General features: G+C 64.0%; 13 protein-coding genes. 7 read left to right on the forward strand and 6 right to left on the reverse strand.

All coding sequences use genetic code 11. The features are described from left to right. Genes ABD742_RS09105 through tkt form a run of 3 tightly spaced genes read right to left on the reverse strand, consistent with a single transcriptional unit; the run spans position 1 to position 4,931 of the window. On the reverse strand, positions 1 to 1,632 hold the full coding sequence (locus ABD742_RS09105) for a glucose-6-phosphate isomerase (RefSeq protein WP_234749451.1): 1,632 nt from the start codon (positions 1,630 to 1,632) through the stop codon (positions 1 to 3). A gap of 5 nt (positions 1,633 to 1,637) precedes the next feature. Further along, complete coding sequence (tal, locus tag ABD742_RS09110; protein ID WP_234749449.1) at positions 1,638 to 2,756, reverse strand: transaldolase; 1,119 nt, start codon at positions 2,754 to 2,756, stop codon at positions 1,638 to 1,640. A gap of 57 nt (positions 2,757 to 2,813) precedes the next feature. After that, positions 2,814 to 4,931 (reverse strand): transketolase, encoded by a 2,118-nt coding sequence (gene tkt, locus ABD742_RS09115; protein WP_234749977.1) that lies wholly within the window; start codon positions 4,929 to 4,931, stop codon positions 2,814 to 2,816. Between the two features lie 414 nt (positions 4,932 to 5,345). Here tkt and ABD742_RS09120 point away from each other — a divergent pair, with 414 nt between their 5' ends. Next, complete coding sequence (locus ABD742_RS09120) at positions 5,346 to 6,308, forward strand: heme o synthase (protein ID WP_234749447.1); 963 nt, start codon at positions 5,346 to 5,348, stop codon at positions 6,306 to 6,308. Positions 6,309 to 6,463: 155 nt separating this feature from the next. Here ABD742_RS09120 and ABD742_RS09125 read toward each other — a convergent pair whose 3' ends face one another. From ABD742_RS09125 to ABD742_RS09135, 3 genes are read right to left on the reverse strand one after another with little or no spacing between them, the layout of a single operon-like run. After that, positions 6,464 to 7,408, reverse strand: a complete 945-nt coding sequence (locus tag ABD742_RS09125) for a COX15/CtaA family protein (RefSeq protein WP_234749444.1) — start codon at positions 7,406 to 7,408, stop codon at positions 6,464 to 6,466. A 59-nt stretch (positions 7,409 to 7,467) separates the two neighbouring features. Continuing rightward, a complete protein-coding gene (locus tag ABD742_RS09130; protein ID WP_234749442.1) occupies positions 7,468 to 8,244 on the reverse strand; it encodes an ABC transporter permease in 777 nt (258 codons plus the stop codon). After that, entirely contained in the window at positions 8,241 to 9,206 is a 966-nt protein-coding gene (locus ABD742_RS09135) for an ABC transporter ATP-binding protein (RefSeq protein WP_234749439.1), read from the reverse strand. The genes ABD742_RS09130 and ABD742_RS09135 overlap by 4 nt, the downstream gene beginning before the upstream one ends. 152 nt (positions 9,207 to 9,358) lie before the next feature. Here ABD742_RS09135 and ABD742_RS09140 point away from each other — a divergent pair, with 152 nt between their 5' ends. From ABD742_RS09140 to ABD742_RS09165, 6 genes are read left to right on the forward strand one after another with little or no spacing between them, the layout of a single operon-like run. After that, positions 9,359 to 10,126, forward strand: coding sequence for a helix-turn-helix transcriptional regulator (locus ABD742_RS09140; RefSeq protein ID WP_234749975.1), 768 nt, complete (start codon positions 9,359 to 9,361; stop codon positions 10,124 to 10,126). Positions 10,127 to 10,137: 11 nt separating this feature from the next. Then, positions 10,138 to 11,613, forward strand: a complete 1,476-nt coding sequence (gene sufB / locus ABD742_RS09145) for a Fe-S cluster assembly protein SufB (protein ID WP_234749436.1) — start codon at positions 10,138 to 10,140, stop codon at positions 11,611 to 11,613. Positions 11,614 to 11,615: 2 nt separating this feature from the next. Then, positions 11,616 to 12,944 carry a Fe-S cluster assembly protein SufD gene (gene sufD, locus ABD742_RS09150; protein ID WP_234749432.1) on the forward strand — a complete coding sequence of 443 codons (1,329 nt, stop codon included), beginning with the start codon at positions 11,616 to 11,618 and terminating at the stop codon, positions 12,942 to 12,944. Between the two features lie 26 nt (positions 12,945 to 12,970). Continuing rightward, on the forward strand, positions 12,971 to 13,327 hold the full coding sequence (locus tag ABD742_RS09155) for a non-heme iron oxygenase ferredoxin subunit (protein WP_059389267.1): 357 nt from the start codon (positions 12,971 to 12,973) through the stop codon (positions 13,325 to 13,327). Positions 13,328 to 13,365: 38 nt separating this feature from the next. Then, positions 13,366 to 14,160 carry a Fe-S cluster assembly ATPase SufC gene (sufC, locus tag ABD742_RS09160; RefSeq protein ID WP_234749429.1) on the forward strand — a complete coding sequence of 265 codons (795 nt, stop codon included), beginning with the start codon at positions 13,366 to 13,368 and terminating at the stop codon, positions 14,158 to 14,160. Positions 14,161 to 14,174: 14 nt separating this feature from the next. Next, positions 14,175 to 14,507, forward strand: a complete 333-nt coding sequence (locus ABD742_RS09165; RefSeq protein WP_234749426.1) for a metal-sulfur cluster assembly factor — start codon at positions 14,175 to 14,177, stop codon at positions 14,505 to 14,507. Positions 14,508 to 14,654 lie beyond the last annotated feature (147 nt).

The raw sequence follows: 14,654 nt of genomic DNA on the forward strand, positions 1-14,654 counted from the left end.
TTAGCTTTCGAGCGCGCTGGCCTGGCCGGCCAATGCGGCGACGATTTCCTGGAGCTGGGCAACGCCGGCTCCACGATCCGTGAGGTGCAGCCGCAGGACCGGACGGCCGTGGTTCTCGAGAACCTGGGCATCGCCGGCCGCCTGGGCTGCAATCAGTTGACCGAAAGTGAACGGGCGTTCCGGGATGGCGATGTCGCCGGTCGCGGAAGCCGTAACCTGCAGGAACGAACCGATGGCCGGTCCGCCCTTGTGGAATTGTCCGGTGGAGTGCAGGAAGCGCGGACCCCAGCCGAAAGTGACCGGCCGGCCACTGAGGCCGGCGAGCTCGTCGCGGATGCCTTCCAGCTGCGCAAATGCGATCCGGTCGAAATACGCCTGGACGCTGAGGTAGCCGTCCGTGCCGAGTTCGCCGAGGAGCGCCTTGACGGCGTCGGCGGCCGTTGCCGCGTCGCCGAGCCACGCACCCCCGCGGACCTCGATTGCGCCGTCCACGAAGTTCGCCGGCGTCGGCTCGGGACGGGCGTCCAAGAGGCCGCGTGCGGCAATCTTGGCTGCCTCGACGTCGGGCTGGTCAAAGGGGTTGATGCCGAGCAGGCGACCTGCGACCGAGGTGGCGAATTCCCAGACGAACATCTGGGTGGCCAGGCCACCGGCGATGGCGGCTTCGTTTGCACCGAGTTCGACGTCGGATTCCGCACCGACGAGGCGGATCACCAGGACGTCTTCCGCACCGCTGCTGACCTCGGGTGCGGAAGGACCTGCAACAACCGGGAGAACCCCCGTGCCGAGCTTGCCGGTGGACTCGGCGATGAGCTGTTCGGCCCAGTCCGCAAATCCAACGATTCCGGAGCCGTCTTCGACGATGACGATCTTGTTGCGCAGCGGGGTGGTTCCGCCGAGCACAGCACCGAGCCGGAGCCCGATGTTTTCGAGGGAGTCCTCGTTGAGGATTTCCGCAGCTTCCTCGGCCTCATCCAGGAATGCCTGGATGTCGACTCCGGCGAGGCCACTCGGGACCAATCCGAAAGCCGTCAGCGCCGAAAAGCGGCCGCCGACATTCGGGTCGGCGTTGAAGACGGCACGGTAGCCGGCTTCACGTGAGGCCTTGTCCAGCGGGGAACCGGGATCAGTCACGATGACGATGCGGCTCTTGGCATCGATGCCGGCCTCGGTGAAGGCCTGCTCGAATACCCGTCGCTGCGAGTCGGTTTCCACGGTGGAGCCTGACTTGGAAGAGACCACGATTGCCGTCTCGGCCAGGCGGTCCGCGAGGGCAGCACCGACCTGTTCGGGGTCTGTGCTGTCCAGCACGGTCAGCTCGACGCCAGCGGTGCCGGCAATGACCTCGGGAGCAAGTGAAGAGCCGCCCATGCCACACAGGACAATGCGGGAGACGCCTTCGGCCCGGAGGGCATCCCGGAGTTCCAGGATTCCTTCGACCAAGGGCTGGGAAACGGTTGCCGCTTCCACCCATCCGAGACGGATGGCCGATTCGGACTCGGCATCCGGACCCCACAGAGTGTGGTCCTTAGCGAAAATCCTCGTGGCAATCCGGTCTTCGACAAGTGCCGGGATGTGCTGCTCGATGGCCTGCTGCGCAGCACCGCTGGCGTCGTAGCTGAGAGTGCTCATGTGGGTTAGGAAGCCTTCCGTGCTGAGGCGAGGGCACCTTCGACGTCGGCCAGAAGTTCCTTCCAGCTGGCGACGAACTTGTCCAGGCCCTCGGATTCGAGGATTGCGACGACGTCGTTGTAGGAGATGCCCAGGCCCTCCAGCGCATTGAGGACGCTGTTTGCTTCCTCGTAGGTGCCGGAGACGGTGTCACCCGTGACCACGCCGTGGTCGAACGTGGCGTCGAGGGTCTTTTCCGGCATGGTGTTGACGACGCCGGCTGCGACCAGTTCGGTCACGTACAGGGTGTCCGGGTAGGCCGGGTCCTTCACGCCGGTCGAAGCCCACAGCGGGCGCTGGGGGAGCGCGCCGGCCGCGGCCAGGACTGCCCAACGCTCGGTGGAGAACAGCTCTTCGTAGACCTGGTACGCGAGGCGGGCGTTGGCAACGCCGGCCTTGCCCTTGAGGGCCTTGGCTTCGTCGGTGCCGAGGGCATTGAGGCGCTTGTCGATCTCGGAGTCAACGCGGGAGACGAAGAAGGACGCCACCGAGTGGATCTTGGAGAGGTCGTGGCCGTTTTCCTTGGCCAGCTCCAGGCCGGACTGGAAAGCGTTGATGACGGCGCGGTAGCGCTCCAGGGAGAAGATCAAGGTCACGTTGACGCTGATGCCCTCGGCCAGGGTTGCCGTGATGGCGGCGAGGCCTTCAAGGGTTGCCGGGATCTTGATGTGGACGTTGTCCTTGTTGACCTTCTTGTACAGGTGCTTGGCCTCGGCGATGGTGCCTTCGGTGTCCCACGCCAGGCGGGGGTCCACCTCGATGGAGACACGGCCGTCGACGCCCTTGCTCGCTGCTGCGACGGGTGCGAAGAGGTCGCAGGCGTCGGCGACGTCGGTGGTGGTGATCTCGAAGACAGTCTCCTCGACGGACGCCCCCTTGGCGGCCTCTTCGGCAATCACTGCGTCGTAGTCGCTGCCGGCGGTGATGGCGGCGTGGAAGATGGACGGGTTGGTGGTGACACCAACCACGTTCTTCTCTTCGATGAGCTTCCGCAGGCTGCCGCTGGAAAGGCGTTCCCGGGAAAGGTCGTCAAGCCAGATGGACACACCGGCGTCGGAAAGCTGCTGGGTGGGAGTCGTAGTCATTTCTTTAATCTCCTTGGAAATCTGTTCGTTGCTGTCGGATTCGTCTCAGAAGCGTTTTCAGCTACTGAGACCCGCGAGGGAGTCCTTGGCGGCGGCGGCGACTGCTTCTGCCGTGATGCCGAACTCCTTGAAGAGGCGCTTGTAGTCTGCGGAGGCGCCGAAGTGCTCGAGGCTGATGGAGCGTCCGGCGTCGCCGACGAATTCCTTCCAGCCCAGTGCCAGGCCGGCTTCGACCGAGACGCGGGCCTTGACGGCGGCCGGGAGCACGGACTCGCGGTACGCGGAGTCCTGCTTGTTGAACCATTCGACGCACGGCATGGAGACGACGCGGGTGGCGATGCCTTCGGCCTGGAGTGCTTCGCGGGCGTTCACGGCGAGCTGGACCTCGGAACCGGTGCCGATGAGGATGACGTCGGCCGGGACCGTGGCGCCGTTCTTCGAAGCCTCGGCCAGGACGTAGCCGCCCTTTGCGACGCCGGCGGTGGAGCCGAAGGTGTCGCCCTCGGCAATGCCTTCGCCGCGTGCGTAGGTCGGGATGTTCTGGCGGGTGAGCACGATGCCTGCCGGGTTCTCGTGGTTCTCCAGCATGGTCTTCCACGCTGCGGCAACCTCGTTCGCGTCGCCGGGACGGACGACGTCCAGGCCCGGGATGGCGCGCAGGGTGGACAGCTGTTCCACCGGCTGGTGGGTGGGGCCGTCTTCGCCCAGGCCGATGGAGTCGTGGGTCCAGACGTACAGCGACGGGACACCCATGAGGGCGCCAAGGCGGATCGCGGGACGCTGGTAGTCGCTGAAGATCAGGAACGTGCCGGAGAACGCCCGGGTCCGCCCGTGCAGCGAAATGCCGTTCACGATCGACGCCGCGGCGTGCTCGCGGATGCCGAAGTGCAGCACCCGGCCGTAGGGGTTGCCCTTCCAGGCGCCGGTCGAGCGCGAGGTCGGAATGAACGACGGCGAACCCTCGATGGTGGTGTTGTTGGACTCGGCGAGGTCGGCCGAGCCGCCCCACAGTTCCGGAAGGACCGGGCCGATCGCGTTCAGGACCTTGCCGGACGCGGCGCGGGTGGAAACCTCCTTGCCTGCTTCGAACACCGGCAGCGCGGCGTCGAGCTCGACAGGAAGCTTCTTGGCCTCGATGCGCTCAAGCAGCGCCGCGCCCTCGGGGTTGGCGGTCTGCCACGCCTCGAAGGATGCCTGCCATTCGCTGCGCTCGGCTGCGCCGCGTTCGACGACGGCACGTGCATGTGCCAGGACGTCCTCGTCAACCTGGAAGGAACGCTCGGGGTCGAAGCCCAGGACCTCCTTGAGCCCGGCGACTTCCTCGGCGCCGAGGGCGGATCCGTGGATCTTGCCGGTGTTCTGCTTCTTGGGGGCCGGGTAGCCGATGATGGTGCGCAGCGAGATGATGGACGGCTTGGAGGTCTCGGCCTTCGCGGCGAGCAGGGCGCCGTAGAGTTCCTGGACGTCTTCGACGTACTCGCCTGTCTTGGTCCAGTCCACGCGCTGGGTGTGCCAGCCGTATGCCTCGTAGCGCTTGAGCACGTCTTCGGTGAAGGCCACGTCGGTGTCGTCTTCGATGGAGATGTGGTTCTCGTCGTAGATCACCACGAGGTTGCCCAGTTCCTGGTGCCCGGCCAGGGAAGAAGCTTCCGAGGTGACGCCTTCCTGGAGGTCGCCGTCGGAGGCGATGACCCAGATGGTGTGGTCGAACGGCGATTCGCCGGCGGGAGCATCGGCATCGAACAGGCCTCGTTGGCGGCGCTGCGAGTAGGCGAAACCGACGGAGGAGGCCAGGCCCTGGCCCAGCGGGCCGGTGGTGATCTCGACGCCGGCGGTGTGCTTGTATTCCGGGTGGCCGGGGGTCAGCGATCCCCACGTGCGGAGGGCCTCGAGGTCCTTCAGTTCCAGGCCGTAGCCGGAAAGGAACAGCTGGATGTACAGGGTCAGCGATGTGTGTCCGGGGGACAGGATGAACCGGTCACGGCCGATCCAGTCCGGGTGTTTCGGGTCGTGGCGCATCAGCTTCTGGAAGAGAAGGTAGGCGGCCGGTGCAAGGCTCATGGCCGTGCCGGGGTGACCGTTGCCGACCTTCTCGACGGCGTCAGCGGCCAAAACGCGGACGGTATCCACGGCGCGCTGGTCCAGGCTTGTCCAAGTCAGTTCTTGCTCTTCCAAATGTGGCACGTAAACCGAGCCCCTCTCTGTGCTGACGGCTGGTGACGGCACATGGCAAGCCTCGGGCACAGGATGGCGCCCGCTGCGAAGTTCCTACCAGCCGTTCACCATTGAAACGTTGATCTATCATCCAGACATGCAAATCTGAGAATACGCTTTCTCGGAAACCTTGCGTGAGCTGATCTGCAGACAGCTTAGCCCGGTTCGCGGCCCCGAATGGTGGGAATCTCAAAAAATGGACGCATATTCCGTTTTATGAATCACGGCGGCGGCAAAGTGCCGGTGAACTTTCGGAAACAAGGGAAAGTTCGCCGGTGCCGTGGCGTCGGACAGGCCACGGTATGATATCTGGAGGCCGAACCGGGGTGCCGCCACCGCGGGAAACCCGCCTTGACAACACCAGCAAAGAACAGAGTGACTGCCAACGTGAGCACAACAGATACGCCCCTCAATGCTTCCCCGGCTGTGGGGAAGCGCGGAATGTACCGTAAGTTCAAGGCGTATCTGGCACTGACCAAACCCCGCGTGATCGAGTTGCTGCTCGTCAGTACCTTGCCCACGATGATCTTCGCGCAGCGGGGCTTCCCGTCCATCGGCTTGATTCTGGCCACGTTGGTGGGCGGCGCTTTCGCCGCCGGCAGCGCGGGGGTCTTCAACTGCTACATCGACCGCGACATCGACAAGTTGATGCACCGCACCGAAAAGCGGCCCCTCGTGACGGGCGAAGTCACCCCTCGCGAAGCACTCGTCTTCGCGTGGATCCTTGGAGCTGCCTCCATCGCCATCCTGTGGTTCGGGGCCAACCCGCTTTCGGCTTGGCTCGGCTTTGGTGCGATTGTTTTCTACGTTGTCATCTATACGATGATCCTCAAGCGCCGCACGGCACAGAACATCGTATGGGGCGGCGCGGCCGGCTGCTTCCCGGTGCTGATCGCCTGGGCGGCGGTAACAAACACTGTTGAGTGGCCCGCCGTCGTGCTCTTCATGGTGATTTTCCTGTGGACTCCGCCGCACTACTGGCCGCTGTCGATGCGGTACGGCGAGGACTACCGCAACGCCAACGTCCCCATGCTGGGCGCCATCGCCGGTGCCAAGGTGGTTTCCGTCCAGGTGGTCTTGTACGCCTGGGCCATGGTGGTGTGCTCGCTGCTTTTGGTGCCGGTTGGCCGCGCGGGCTGGGTGTACACCATCGCCGCCGTCCTCGCGGGTGCCTGGTTCCTCTATGAATCCCACGCCCTCTACAACCGGGCACAGGGCGGGGACGTTTCGAACAAGGGAGCCATGAAGGTCTTCCATGGCTCCATCAGCTACTTGACCCTTCTCTTCATTGCCCTCGCGGTGGACCCGTTCATCGGTTCCCCGATCATCGGCGGCTGACGTCCCCGTCACCGTAGGACGCCCGCTCAGCTATGTCGCCTTTTTCCCAAACGCCCGCTCACCTATAGGGGTAAAACGGAAGACCCTCCTTCACGTCACATGACGTGAAGGAGGGTCTTCCCTTTGGCTAAGGCGAGCCAAGCAGCCGCCAGGGGCTAGAGCTTCGGGCTGAACCGGGCCACATCCGCCGCGTTCGTGGCGGCACTCATGAGCAGGGCGGCACCCAACATGTGCGCCCCAACCAGGAGCGCGGGGATGCCGTTGTAGTACTGGGCAAAGCCAATGACCGCCTGCAGGACCGTCACGGCGAGCAGCAGCAAGGCCGCAGCGCGGAACGGGCCGATGATTCCCTTGCGCAGGACGAAGTAAACGGCGAAGACGGCTCCGGCCGTGATGAGGTACGCCGGCACTGCGTGGATGTGCGAGAAGAGGTCCCAGTCGAGGTCGTTGCGCGGCGCATTGGCGTCTCCGGCGTGGGGTCCTGCGCCAGTCACCACGACGCCGAGGCACACCGCAACTGCCGAGAAGAACGCGACGGCGGTCATGACGGGGCTCATTGCGCCCGGAATCGGGGCCAAAGGCCGTTCCATGAAGCGGCCGGTCCGGCCATAGGCGCGGTTGACCAGGAGCGTGGAGAAGACGACCAAGGCCATGGAAACCAGGAAGTGCAGTCCGACAACCCAGGGGTTCAGATTGGACAGCACGGTGATGCCGCCGATGATGGCCTGTGCCGGAATGCTGGCAAGCAGGCCCACAGCCAGGAGGAAAAGGTCGCGACGTTCCTTGCGGAGGTTCCACAAATACACCAGCATCAGAACGGCGACGGCCGCCAAGGCGAACGTCAGCATGCGGTTGCCGAATTCGATGAAGCCGTGGATGCCCATCTCCGGCGTATTCACGAGGGAACCGCTGGTGCAGCGTGGCCATGTCGGGCAGCCGAGCCCTGAGGATGTCAGCCGGACCGCGCCGCCAGTGACCACCAGGACCACCTGGCCGATCAGGGACAACATGGCCAGCCTGCGGACGGTGCTGTTGACTTCCGTGGGCAGCTTGGCGGTCAACTGCTGGATGGACTTCGGGAGGCGGGAAGCCGTGCTCACAGTTTTCTCAATTCTCGGTACTTAATTCACGCTGACGGTTCGGTTCGACAACTGGACGCTCAGTTCCATTTGAACCAGCGGACGGCGGCCGCGCCAGGGACGATCGTCCATAGCAGCAGCACAAGAACGTAGGGCAGGGACACGCTGCCATGGAGGAAGGCGTCCCTGAGTGACTGCCCCAGGGCCCCCGAGGGCAGGAAGTGCACGATGTTCTGTGCCAGGTCCGGCAAACGCTCGGCAGGAACCACGATTCCGCCGAGGGCGCCGAGCAGAATCCAGAGCAGGTTCGTGATGGCGAGGGTTGCCTCCGGCCGCACGGTACCGGCAACCAGGAGTCCGAGCGCAGTGAAGGCGGCAGCCCCGAGAACCAAAAGCCCCAGGCCGGGAAGCCAACCTTCAGGCCGCGGATTCCAGCCGAGCAACCCGGCCACGGCGCCGATCACCAGGACCTGGAGGACCAGGACGGCCAAGACGGCGATGATCTTGCCTGCAATGAGGCCGGTCCGGCCCAAGGGAGTGGTCGAGAGGAAGCGGAGCACGCCGTAGCGGCGGTCGAAGCCGGTGGCGATGCCTTGGCCGGTGAATGCCGTGGACATGGCACACAGTGCGAGCACGCCCGGCGTCGCGATGTCCACGCGACTGGCGCCCAAGCCATCGAGCAGCGGTGTGACGGTGAGTCCCACCAAGGCCAGCAAAGGCATGATCACCGCGAGGATCAGCTGCTCGCCGTTCCGGATCATGGTCAAAGTTTCGTAGCGGCCCTGCAGCAGGATCCTGCGCATCAAGGGCGCTGGTCCGGCGTGGGGTCTGCTGAGGGCGGGGGTTGCGCTGGTCATCGGATGTCCCTTCCGGAAATGTCCAGGAAAACGTCTTCCAAGCTGCGCGCCTCCAAGCGGAGGGAGGCCGGCATGATGCCCTTCTCGGCCCACCAGGCCGTGAGCTTCGCCAGATGTTGCGGCGTCAGCGTGCCTGCGATTGCGTAGCTGCCTGCCCGGCTTTCGGTGATGGTCAATTCGTCGCCGATGGCCGCGGCAATGTCAAGGCCCGCCGGGGCATCAAAGAACAGGGTGCGTTCGGTCACCCCGTCCACGGCCTCGTGGCCGTGGCTCAGCAAGTCGGCGACGGTGCCCTCTGCGACGTTGTGACCGGCGTCGATGATGTAAACGTAGTCCGCAAGCCTCTGGGCATCATCCATGAGGTGCGTGGTGAGGATGATGCCCATGCCGGCATCCCGCAGTTCGGCGATGAGCTCAAAGACGATTTGGCGCGACTGGGGATCGAGTCCCGCGCTGGGCTCGTCCAGGAAAAGGACTTCGGGGTTGCCGATCAGGGCAGCCGCAAGCGAGAGCCGTTGCTTTTGACCGCCGGACAAGCGCCGGACGCCGGTGCGGCTGAAGGTGTCTATGCCCAGGCGCTCCACGAGTCCGTCCAGGGGAAGGGGGTTCTGGTACATGCCGGCAATGTGCCGAAGCAAGGGGATGGGACGGGCCGACGGCGGGAGGCCGCCGTCCTGCAGCATCACGCCGACGCGCGAACGAAGGTTCGCGCCGGCCGTGTCAGGGTCTTCGCCGAGGAGTTCGATGCGGCCGCCCGTACGCTTTTGAAGTCCTTGCGCGCATTCGAGCGTTGTAGTCTTTCCCGCACCGTTGGCACCCAGCAAGGCAGTGATCTGGCCGCGTTCTGCGAACATCGACAATCCGCTGACTACCCGGAGCATCTTGCCGTCAAGGGAAGCCAGCGGGCCAACGTCCTTGATGAGTCCATCGATGGTGAGGACAGGGGATTCGGGGGATCGCACCAGAGTATTCTACGTGAAGTAGTAGGGGTGCAACGGGCAAGGTGCCGCAGGCCAGCCTTGCCTTACTGGATGCACGGACTAAATTACGACATGATTGTGTTGTGTATTCCATGAGGAGTTCTGTTTCCGTGCCCGCAAGGCATAGCACGGTCATGCCTGTGCCCGGTGGCACAGCCGTTGGCGTGGCTGACGCGGAAGACCGCACCCGGGACCGTGTTCTCAACGCGGTGTTGGAACACGGCCCTGTCAGCGCGGCTGAACTTGGCGACATGCTCGGCTTCACCCCTGCAGCTGTCCGCCGGCACCTGGATCACCTTCAGCGCGCCGGGGTCATCGAGGTAAAACGCGTCGCAAAGGCGGGTGCCGGCGCAGGCCGGCCGGCCCGTCGCTATGTCCTCAGCTCCCAAGGGCAGTCGAAGCTCGGGGATGACTACCTGAACATTGCCAGTTCCGCGTTGCGGAGGCTCCGGGACCTCGCCGGCGAAGAAGCTGTGAGGGACTATGCAGTAGAGCGTTTCGCCGAGATGGAACAGCGCTACGCACCCGAAGTCGACCTGGCGGGTTCCGACATTGCGGCCCGCGCTGTGGCGCTGTCCAAGGCGCTGAGCAGGGACGGATACGTCGCGTCGGCTGCGTCGATTGAGACCAAGGCGCCTTTGCCCGCTTCCCTCTCGAGCGTCCAGCTGTGCCAGGGCCATTGCCCCATCCAGCAGCTCGCCGCGGAATTTCCCGTTTTTTGCGACACTGAGACCGAACTTTTTTCCCGTTTGGTCGGCGTCGATGTCCGCAGGCTCTCCACCCTCGCGCAGGGCGGACATGTCTGCACCACCCACATTCCTACCGGCAGGCCAGCCGCCAAGGAGGCCCTCGGGTTTCCGAAGCTGCCGGCCGCGCCCCATGTCGAATCCAACAATCAGTAAGAAAGGCCGTGATGACGGGTCAATTAGCTGAAGGAACAGCAGAGAAAGCGCTAGCTGACGGTGCTGTGATCTCGGAGATTCTGGAGAAGAATCCCGAGCTGCACGGTATTGGCACCTACGAGTACGGATGGGCTGACAAGAACGACGTCGGCGCGAACGCACGCCGTGGTCTCAACGAAGAGGTAGTCCGCGACATTTCGGCCAAGAAGAGCGAGCCGCAATGGATGCTGGACCTCCGCCTGAAGGGCTTGAAGTACTTCGACCGCAAGCCCATGCCCACCTGGGGTGCAGACCTCTCCGGCATTGACTTCGACAACATCAAGTACTTCGTGCGCTCCACCGAGAAGCAGGCTGCCACGTGGGAAGACCTCCCCGAGGACATCCGCAACACCTACGAGAAGCTGGGTATCCCGGAAGCCGAGCGCAGCCGCCTCGTGTCCGGCGTGGCCGCGCAGTACGAGTCCGAGGTTGTGTACCACCAGATCCGCGAGGACCTGGAAGCACAGGGCGTTATCTTCCTGGACACCGACACCGCCCTCCGCGAGCACCCGGAGATCTTCCAGGAGTACTTCGGCACCATCATTCCGGTGGGCGACAACAAGTTCGCGTCGCTGAACACGGCCGTGTGGTCGGGCGGTTCCTTCGTGTACGTTCCCAAGGGCGTCCACGTGGACATCCCGCTGCAGGCCTACTTCCGCATCAACACCGAGAACATGGGCCAGTTCGAGCGCACCCTGATCATCGCGGACGAGGACTCGTACGTCCACTACATCGAAGGCTGCACCGCTCCGATCTACACTTCGGACTCGCTGCACTCCGCCGTGGTGGAAATCATCGTGAAGAAGGGCGCCCGCGTCCGTTACACGACTATCCAGAACTGGTCCACCAACGTGTACAACCTGGTTACCAAGCGCGCCATCTGCGAAGAAGGCGCCACCATGGAATGGATCGATGGCAACATCGGCTCCAAGGTGACCATGAAGTACCCGGCTGTCTACCTGGTCGGCGAGCACGCCAAGGGTGAGACCCTGTCCATCGCCTTCGCCGGCGAAGGCCAGCACCAGGACACCGGTTCGAAGATGGTCCACATCGCGCCGAACACCAAGAGCTCCATCATTTCCAAGTCCGTGGCCCGCGGCGGCGGTCGTGCAGCCTACCGAGGCCTGGTCCAGGTCCGCGAAGGCGCCAAGCACTCCGCCAACACCGTGCGTTGCGACGCTTTGTTGGTTGATACGATTTCCCGTTCCGACACCTATCCCTACATCGACATCCGCGAGGATGACGTGGTGATGGGTCACGAGGCCACCGTTTCCCGAGTCAGTGAGGAGCAGCTCTTCTATCTGATGTCTCGCGGCATGCCCGAGGACGAGGCCATGGCCATGATCGTGCGCGGCTTCATTGAGCCGATTGCCCGTGAGTTGCCTATGGAATACGCCCTTGAACTCAACCGCCTGATTGAACTGCAGATGGAAGGATCCGTCGGTTAGCAATGACTGAAATCACTACTGAAAAGGCCCGCATCGGCGCGCCATCGGCAAAGCCATTTATCAACGGTTTCACCGAAGAGGGCGAGAACCTCTCGCCGGTCAACACCGGCACCAACACGTCTTCCACCTCGGAAAAGACGTCGGAACAGGCGCCTTCGGCCGGACCGCTTGCGGGCGCCTCGGCCAAGAGCCACTCCCACGGCGGCGGGGTTGGAATTCCGGACAGTTCGCGTGCAGGTCGGCTGACCTCGTACAAGCTGGCTGACTTCAAGCCCCTCACCGGGTTGGAAGAAGACTGGCGCTTCACCCCGCTCAAGCGGCTTCGCGGCCTTCACAACGAGGTCCTCTCCGGTTCGGCGCCGTCCGTCGCCGTTACCGGCCCGGACGGCGTCGTCGTCGAGACCGTGGGGCGGGACGACGTCCGTATCGGCTCCGCGGCCATTCCGGAGGACCGCGTCTCCGCCAACGCCTGGGAGAACTTCGCCGAGGCCACCGTCATCACGGTGCCCGCCGAGCTCCGGCTCGACGGCGAAGTGTCAGTGTTGCTTACCGGCACCTCAACTGAAGCTTCCGCACAGCACATCGTGATCGTGGCGGAGCGATTCTCCAAGGCTGTGGTCGTCCTTGACCACCAGGGCAGCGCCGTCGTGTCGGAGAACGTTGAAATCCTCGTGGAGGACGGCGCGGAGCTCACGGTTATTTCGCTCCAGGAATGGAACGACGACGCCGTGCACGCCTCCTCGCAGCAGGCCAAGATCGGCCGCGACGCGAAATTCAAGCACATCGTGGTCAGCCTCGGCGGCGACGTTGTCCGAGTGACACCTTCGACCCGCTTCACGGCGCCGGGCGCCGACGTCGAGATGTTCGGCTTGTACTTCGCCGACGCCGGGCAGCACCTCGAACAGCGGCTTTTCGTTGACCACGCGGTGGCCAACTGCAAGTCCCGCGTGCTGTACAAGGGTGCCCTGCAGGGCCGCAACGCACACACCGTGTGGGTGGGCGACGTCCTGATCCGTAAGGAAGCAGAAGGCACCGACTCTTACGAGGCCAACCGCAACCTGGTCCTCACGGACGGTGCACGCGCCGACTCGGTGCCGAACCTCGAAATCGAAACCGGCTTGATCGAAGGTGCGGGCCACGCCAGCGCCACCGGCCGTTTCGACGACGAGCACTTGTTCTACCTCATGGCACGTGGCATCCCGGAAGACGTTGCCCGCCGTTTGGTGGTCCGTGGCTTCCTCAACGAGATCATTCAGCAGATCAAGGTACCGGCACTCGAAGAGCGCCTCACCGAAGCTGTTGAGCGTGAGCTCGCCGCGAGCGACAACTAATACCAGCCAGGCAGGGAAAACAGACTATGAGCGATCAGCCACAAGGCGAACTGGTATGCAACGCCAACGAGATCCAGGTCAAGCAGGCGCTGCGCATCCTGATCGATGACTACCCCGTGGCCATCGTCAAGGACTCGATGGGAGAGATCCACGCCATCGGCGACACCTGTTCGCACGCGGACATTTCGCTCGCCGAGGGCGAAATTGAAGGCTGCGCGATCGAATGCTGGGGCCACGGTTCACAGTTCGATCTCCGCACCGGACAGCCCTTGCAGCTCCCTGCTTATGACCCCGTCCCGGTCTTCGCCGTCACCCTCGACGGCGACGACGTCTACGTGGACGTGACCAACGTTGTGAACGGCGCCTCAGTACAGAACTACTGAGCGCCAAGTGCCTAAAGACTTACGAAAGAAAGAAGAGCATGTCTACTCTTGAGATCAAGGACCTGCACGTCAGCATCGAGACGGAGCAAGGCACCAAGGAGATCCTGAAGGGCGTCAGCCTGACCATCAAGACCGGCGAGACCCACGCAATCATGGGCCCCAACGGTTCGGGCAAGTCCACCCTGGCGTCCACCATTGCCGGCCACCCGCGCTACAACGTCACGAGCGGCACCATCACGCTCGATGGCGAAAACGTGCTGGCCATGAGCGTTGACCAGCGCGCCCGTGCCGGCGTCTTCCTGGCCATGCAGTACCCCGTAGAGGTTCCGGGCGTCACCATGACCAACTTCCTGCGCACGGCCAAGACGGCAATCGACGGCGTAGCACCGGCCCTCCGCACCTGGACGAAGGACGTCAAGGCGGCCATGCAGCAGCTGCGCATCGACGCCGACTTCGCACAGCGCAACGTCAACGAAGGCTTCTCCGGCGGCGAGAAGAAGCGCGTGGAAATCCTCCAGCTCGAACTCTTCAAGCCGAAGTTCGCCGTGCTGGACGAGACCGACTCCGGTCTCGACGTCGACGCGCTCAAGGTCGTCTCCGAGGGCGTCAACCGCGCCCACGCCGCGGGCAACATGGGTACCTTGCTCATCACCCACTACACCCGCATCCTGCGCTACATCAAGCCGGACTTCGTCCACGTGTTTGTTGATGGCCAGGTTGTCGAAGAGGGCGGCCCCGAATTGGCCGACCGTCTCGAAGAAGAAGGCTACGACCGTTACGCCACGGGCGCCGGCGCAGCCACCATTGCTGCTGCCGCAGCAGCACAGGCCTAGTTAGGACTCCCGCCATGACCGAAATCAACGCGGCTCGCACCAGCCTCGAGGACGTCGAGGAGGCGCTCAAGGATGTCATTGACCCGGAACTCGGTGTCAACGTGGTGGACCTTGGGCTGCTCTACGGTCTGAAGTACTCGGAAGACGACGGCGCTCTGCTCATCGATATGACGTTGACGACGGCGGCCTGTCCGCTGACGGATGTCCTTGAAGAGCAGGTCGGCCAGTCGCTCGACGGCATCGTGGACGACTGGCGCCTCAATTGGGTATGGATGCCCCCATGGGGTCCCGAGCGGATCACGGACGACGGCAAAGACCAGATGCGGGCCCTCGGCTTCAACATCTAAGTCCCCAGCGCCTGCTTAGACCACGACGGCGGCCGGTCACCTTCCAGCGAAGGTGGCCGGCCGCCGTCGTCCTCAAAAGGGCGCTGGGCCCACGCCGGCAGGGTTCCCTGGCCGAACTTGTGAGGCGAGGGGGGCCGGTGGGGAACG

Source organism: Arthrobacter ramosus (assembly GCF_039535095.1).
Lineage (GTDB): Bacteria > Actinomycetota > Actinomycetes > Actinomycetales > Micrococcaceae > Arthrobacter > Arthrobacter ramosus.

What these genes read in the sequence shown, in the direction of transcription:
- ABD742_RS09105 (WP_234749451.1), bottom strand. Translation starts at nt 1,632, where the DNA reads ATGAGCACTCTCAGCTACGACGCCAGCGGTGCTGCGCAGCAGGCCATC.
- tal (WP_234749449.1), bottom strand. Translation starts at nt 2,756, where the DNA reads ATGACTACGACTCCCACCCAGCAGCTTTCCGACGCCGGTGTGTCCATC.
- ABD742_RS09130 (WP_234749442.1), bottom strand. Translation starts at nt 8,244, where the DNA reads ATGACCAGCGCAACCCCCGCCCTCAGCAGACCCCACGCCGGACCAGCG.
- ABD742_RS09140 (WP_234749975.1), top strand. Translation starts at nt 9,359, where the DNA reads ATGCCTGTGCCCGGTGGCACAGCCGTTGGCGTGGCTGACGCGGAAGAC.
- sufB (WP_234749436.1), top strand. Translation starts at nt 10,138, where the DNA reads ATGACGGGTCAATTAGCTGAAGGAACAGCAGAGAAAGCGCTAGCTGAC.
- sufD (WP_234749432.1), top strand. Translation starts at nt 11,616, where the DNA reads ATGACTGAAATCACTACTGAAAAGGCCCGCATCGGCGCGCCATCGGCA.
- ABD742_RS09155 (WP_059389267.1), top strand. Translation starts at nt 12,971, where the DNA reads ATGAGCGATCAGCCACAAGGCGAACTGGTATGCAACGCCAACGAGATC.
- sufC (WP_234749429.1), top strand. Translation starts at nt 13,366, where the DNA reads ATGTCTACTCTTGAGATCAAGGACCTGCACGTCAGCATCGAGACGGAG.
- ABD742_RS09165 (WP_234749426.1), top strand. Translation starts at nt 14,175, where the DNA reads ATGACCGAAATCAACGCGGCTCGCACCAGCCTCGAGGACGTCGAGGAG.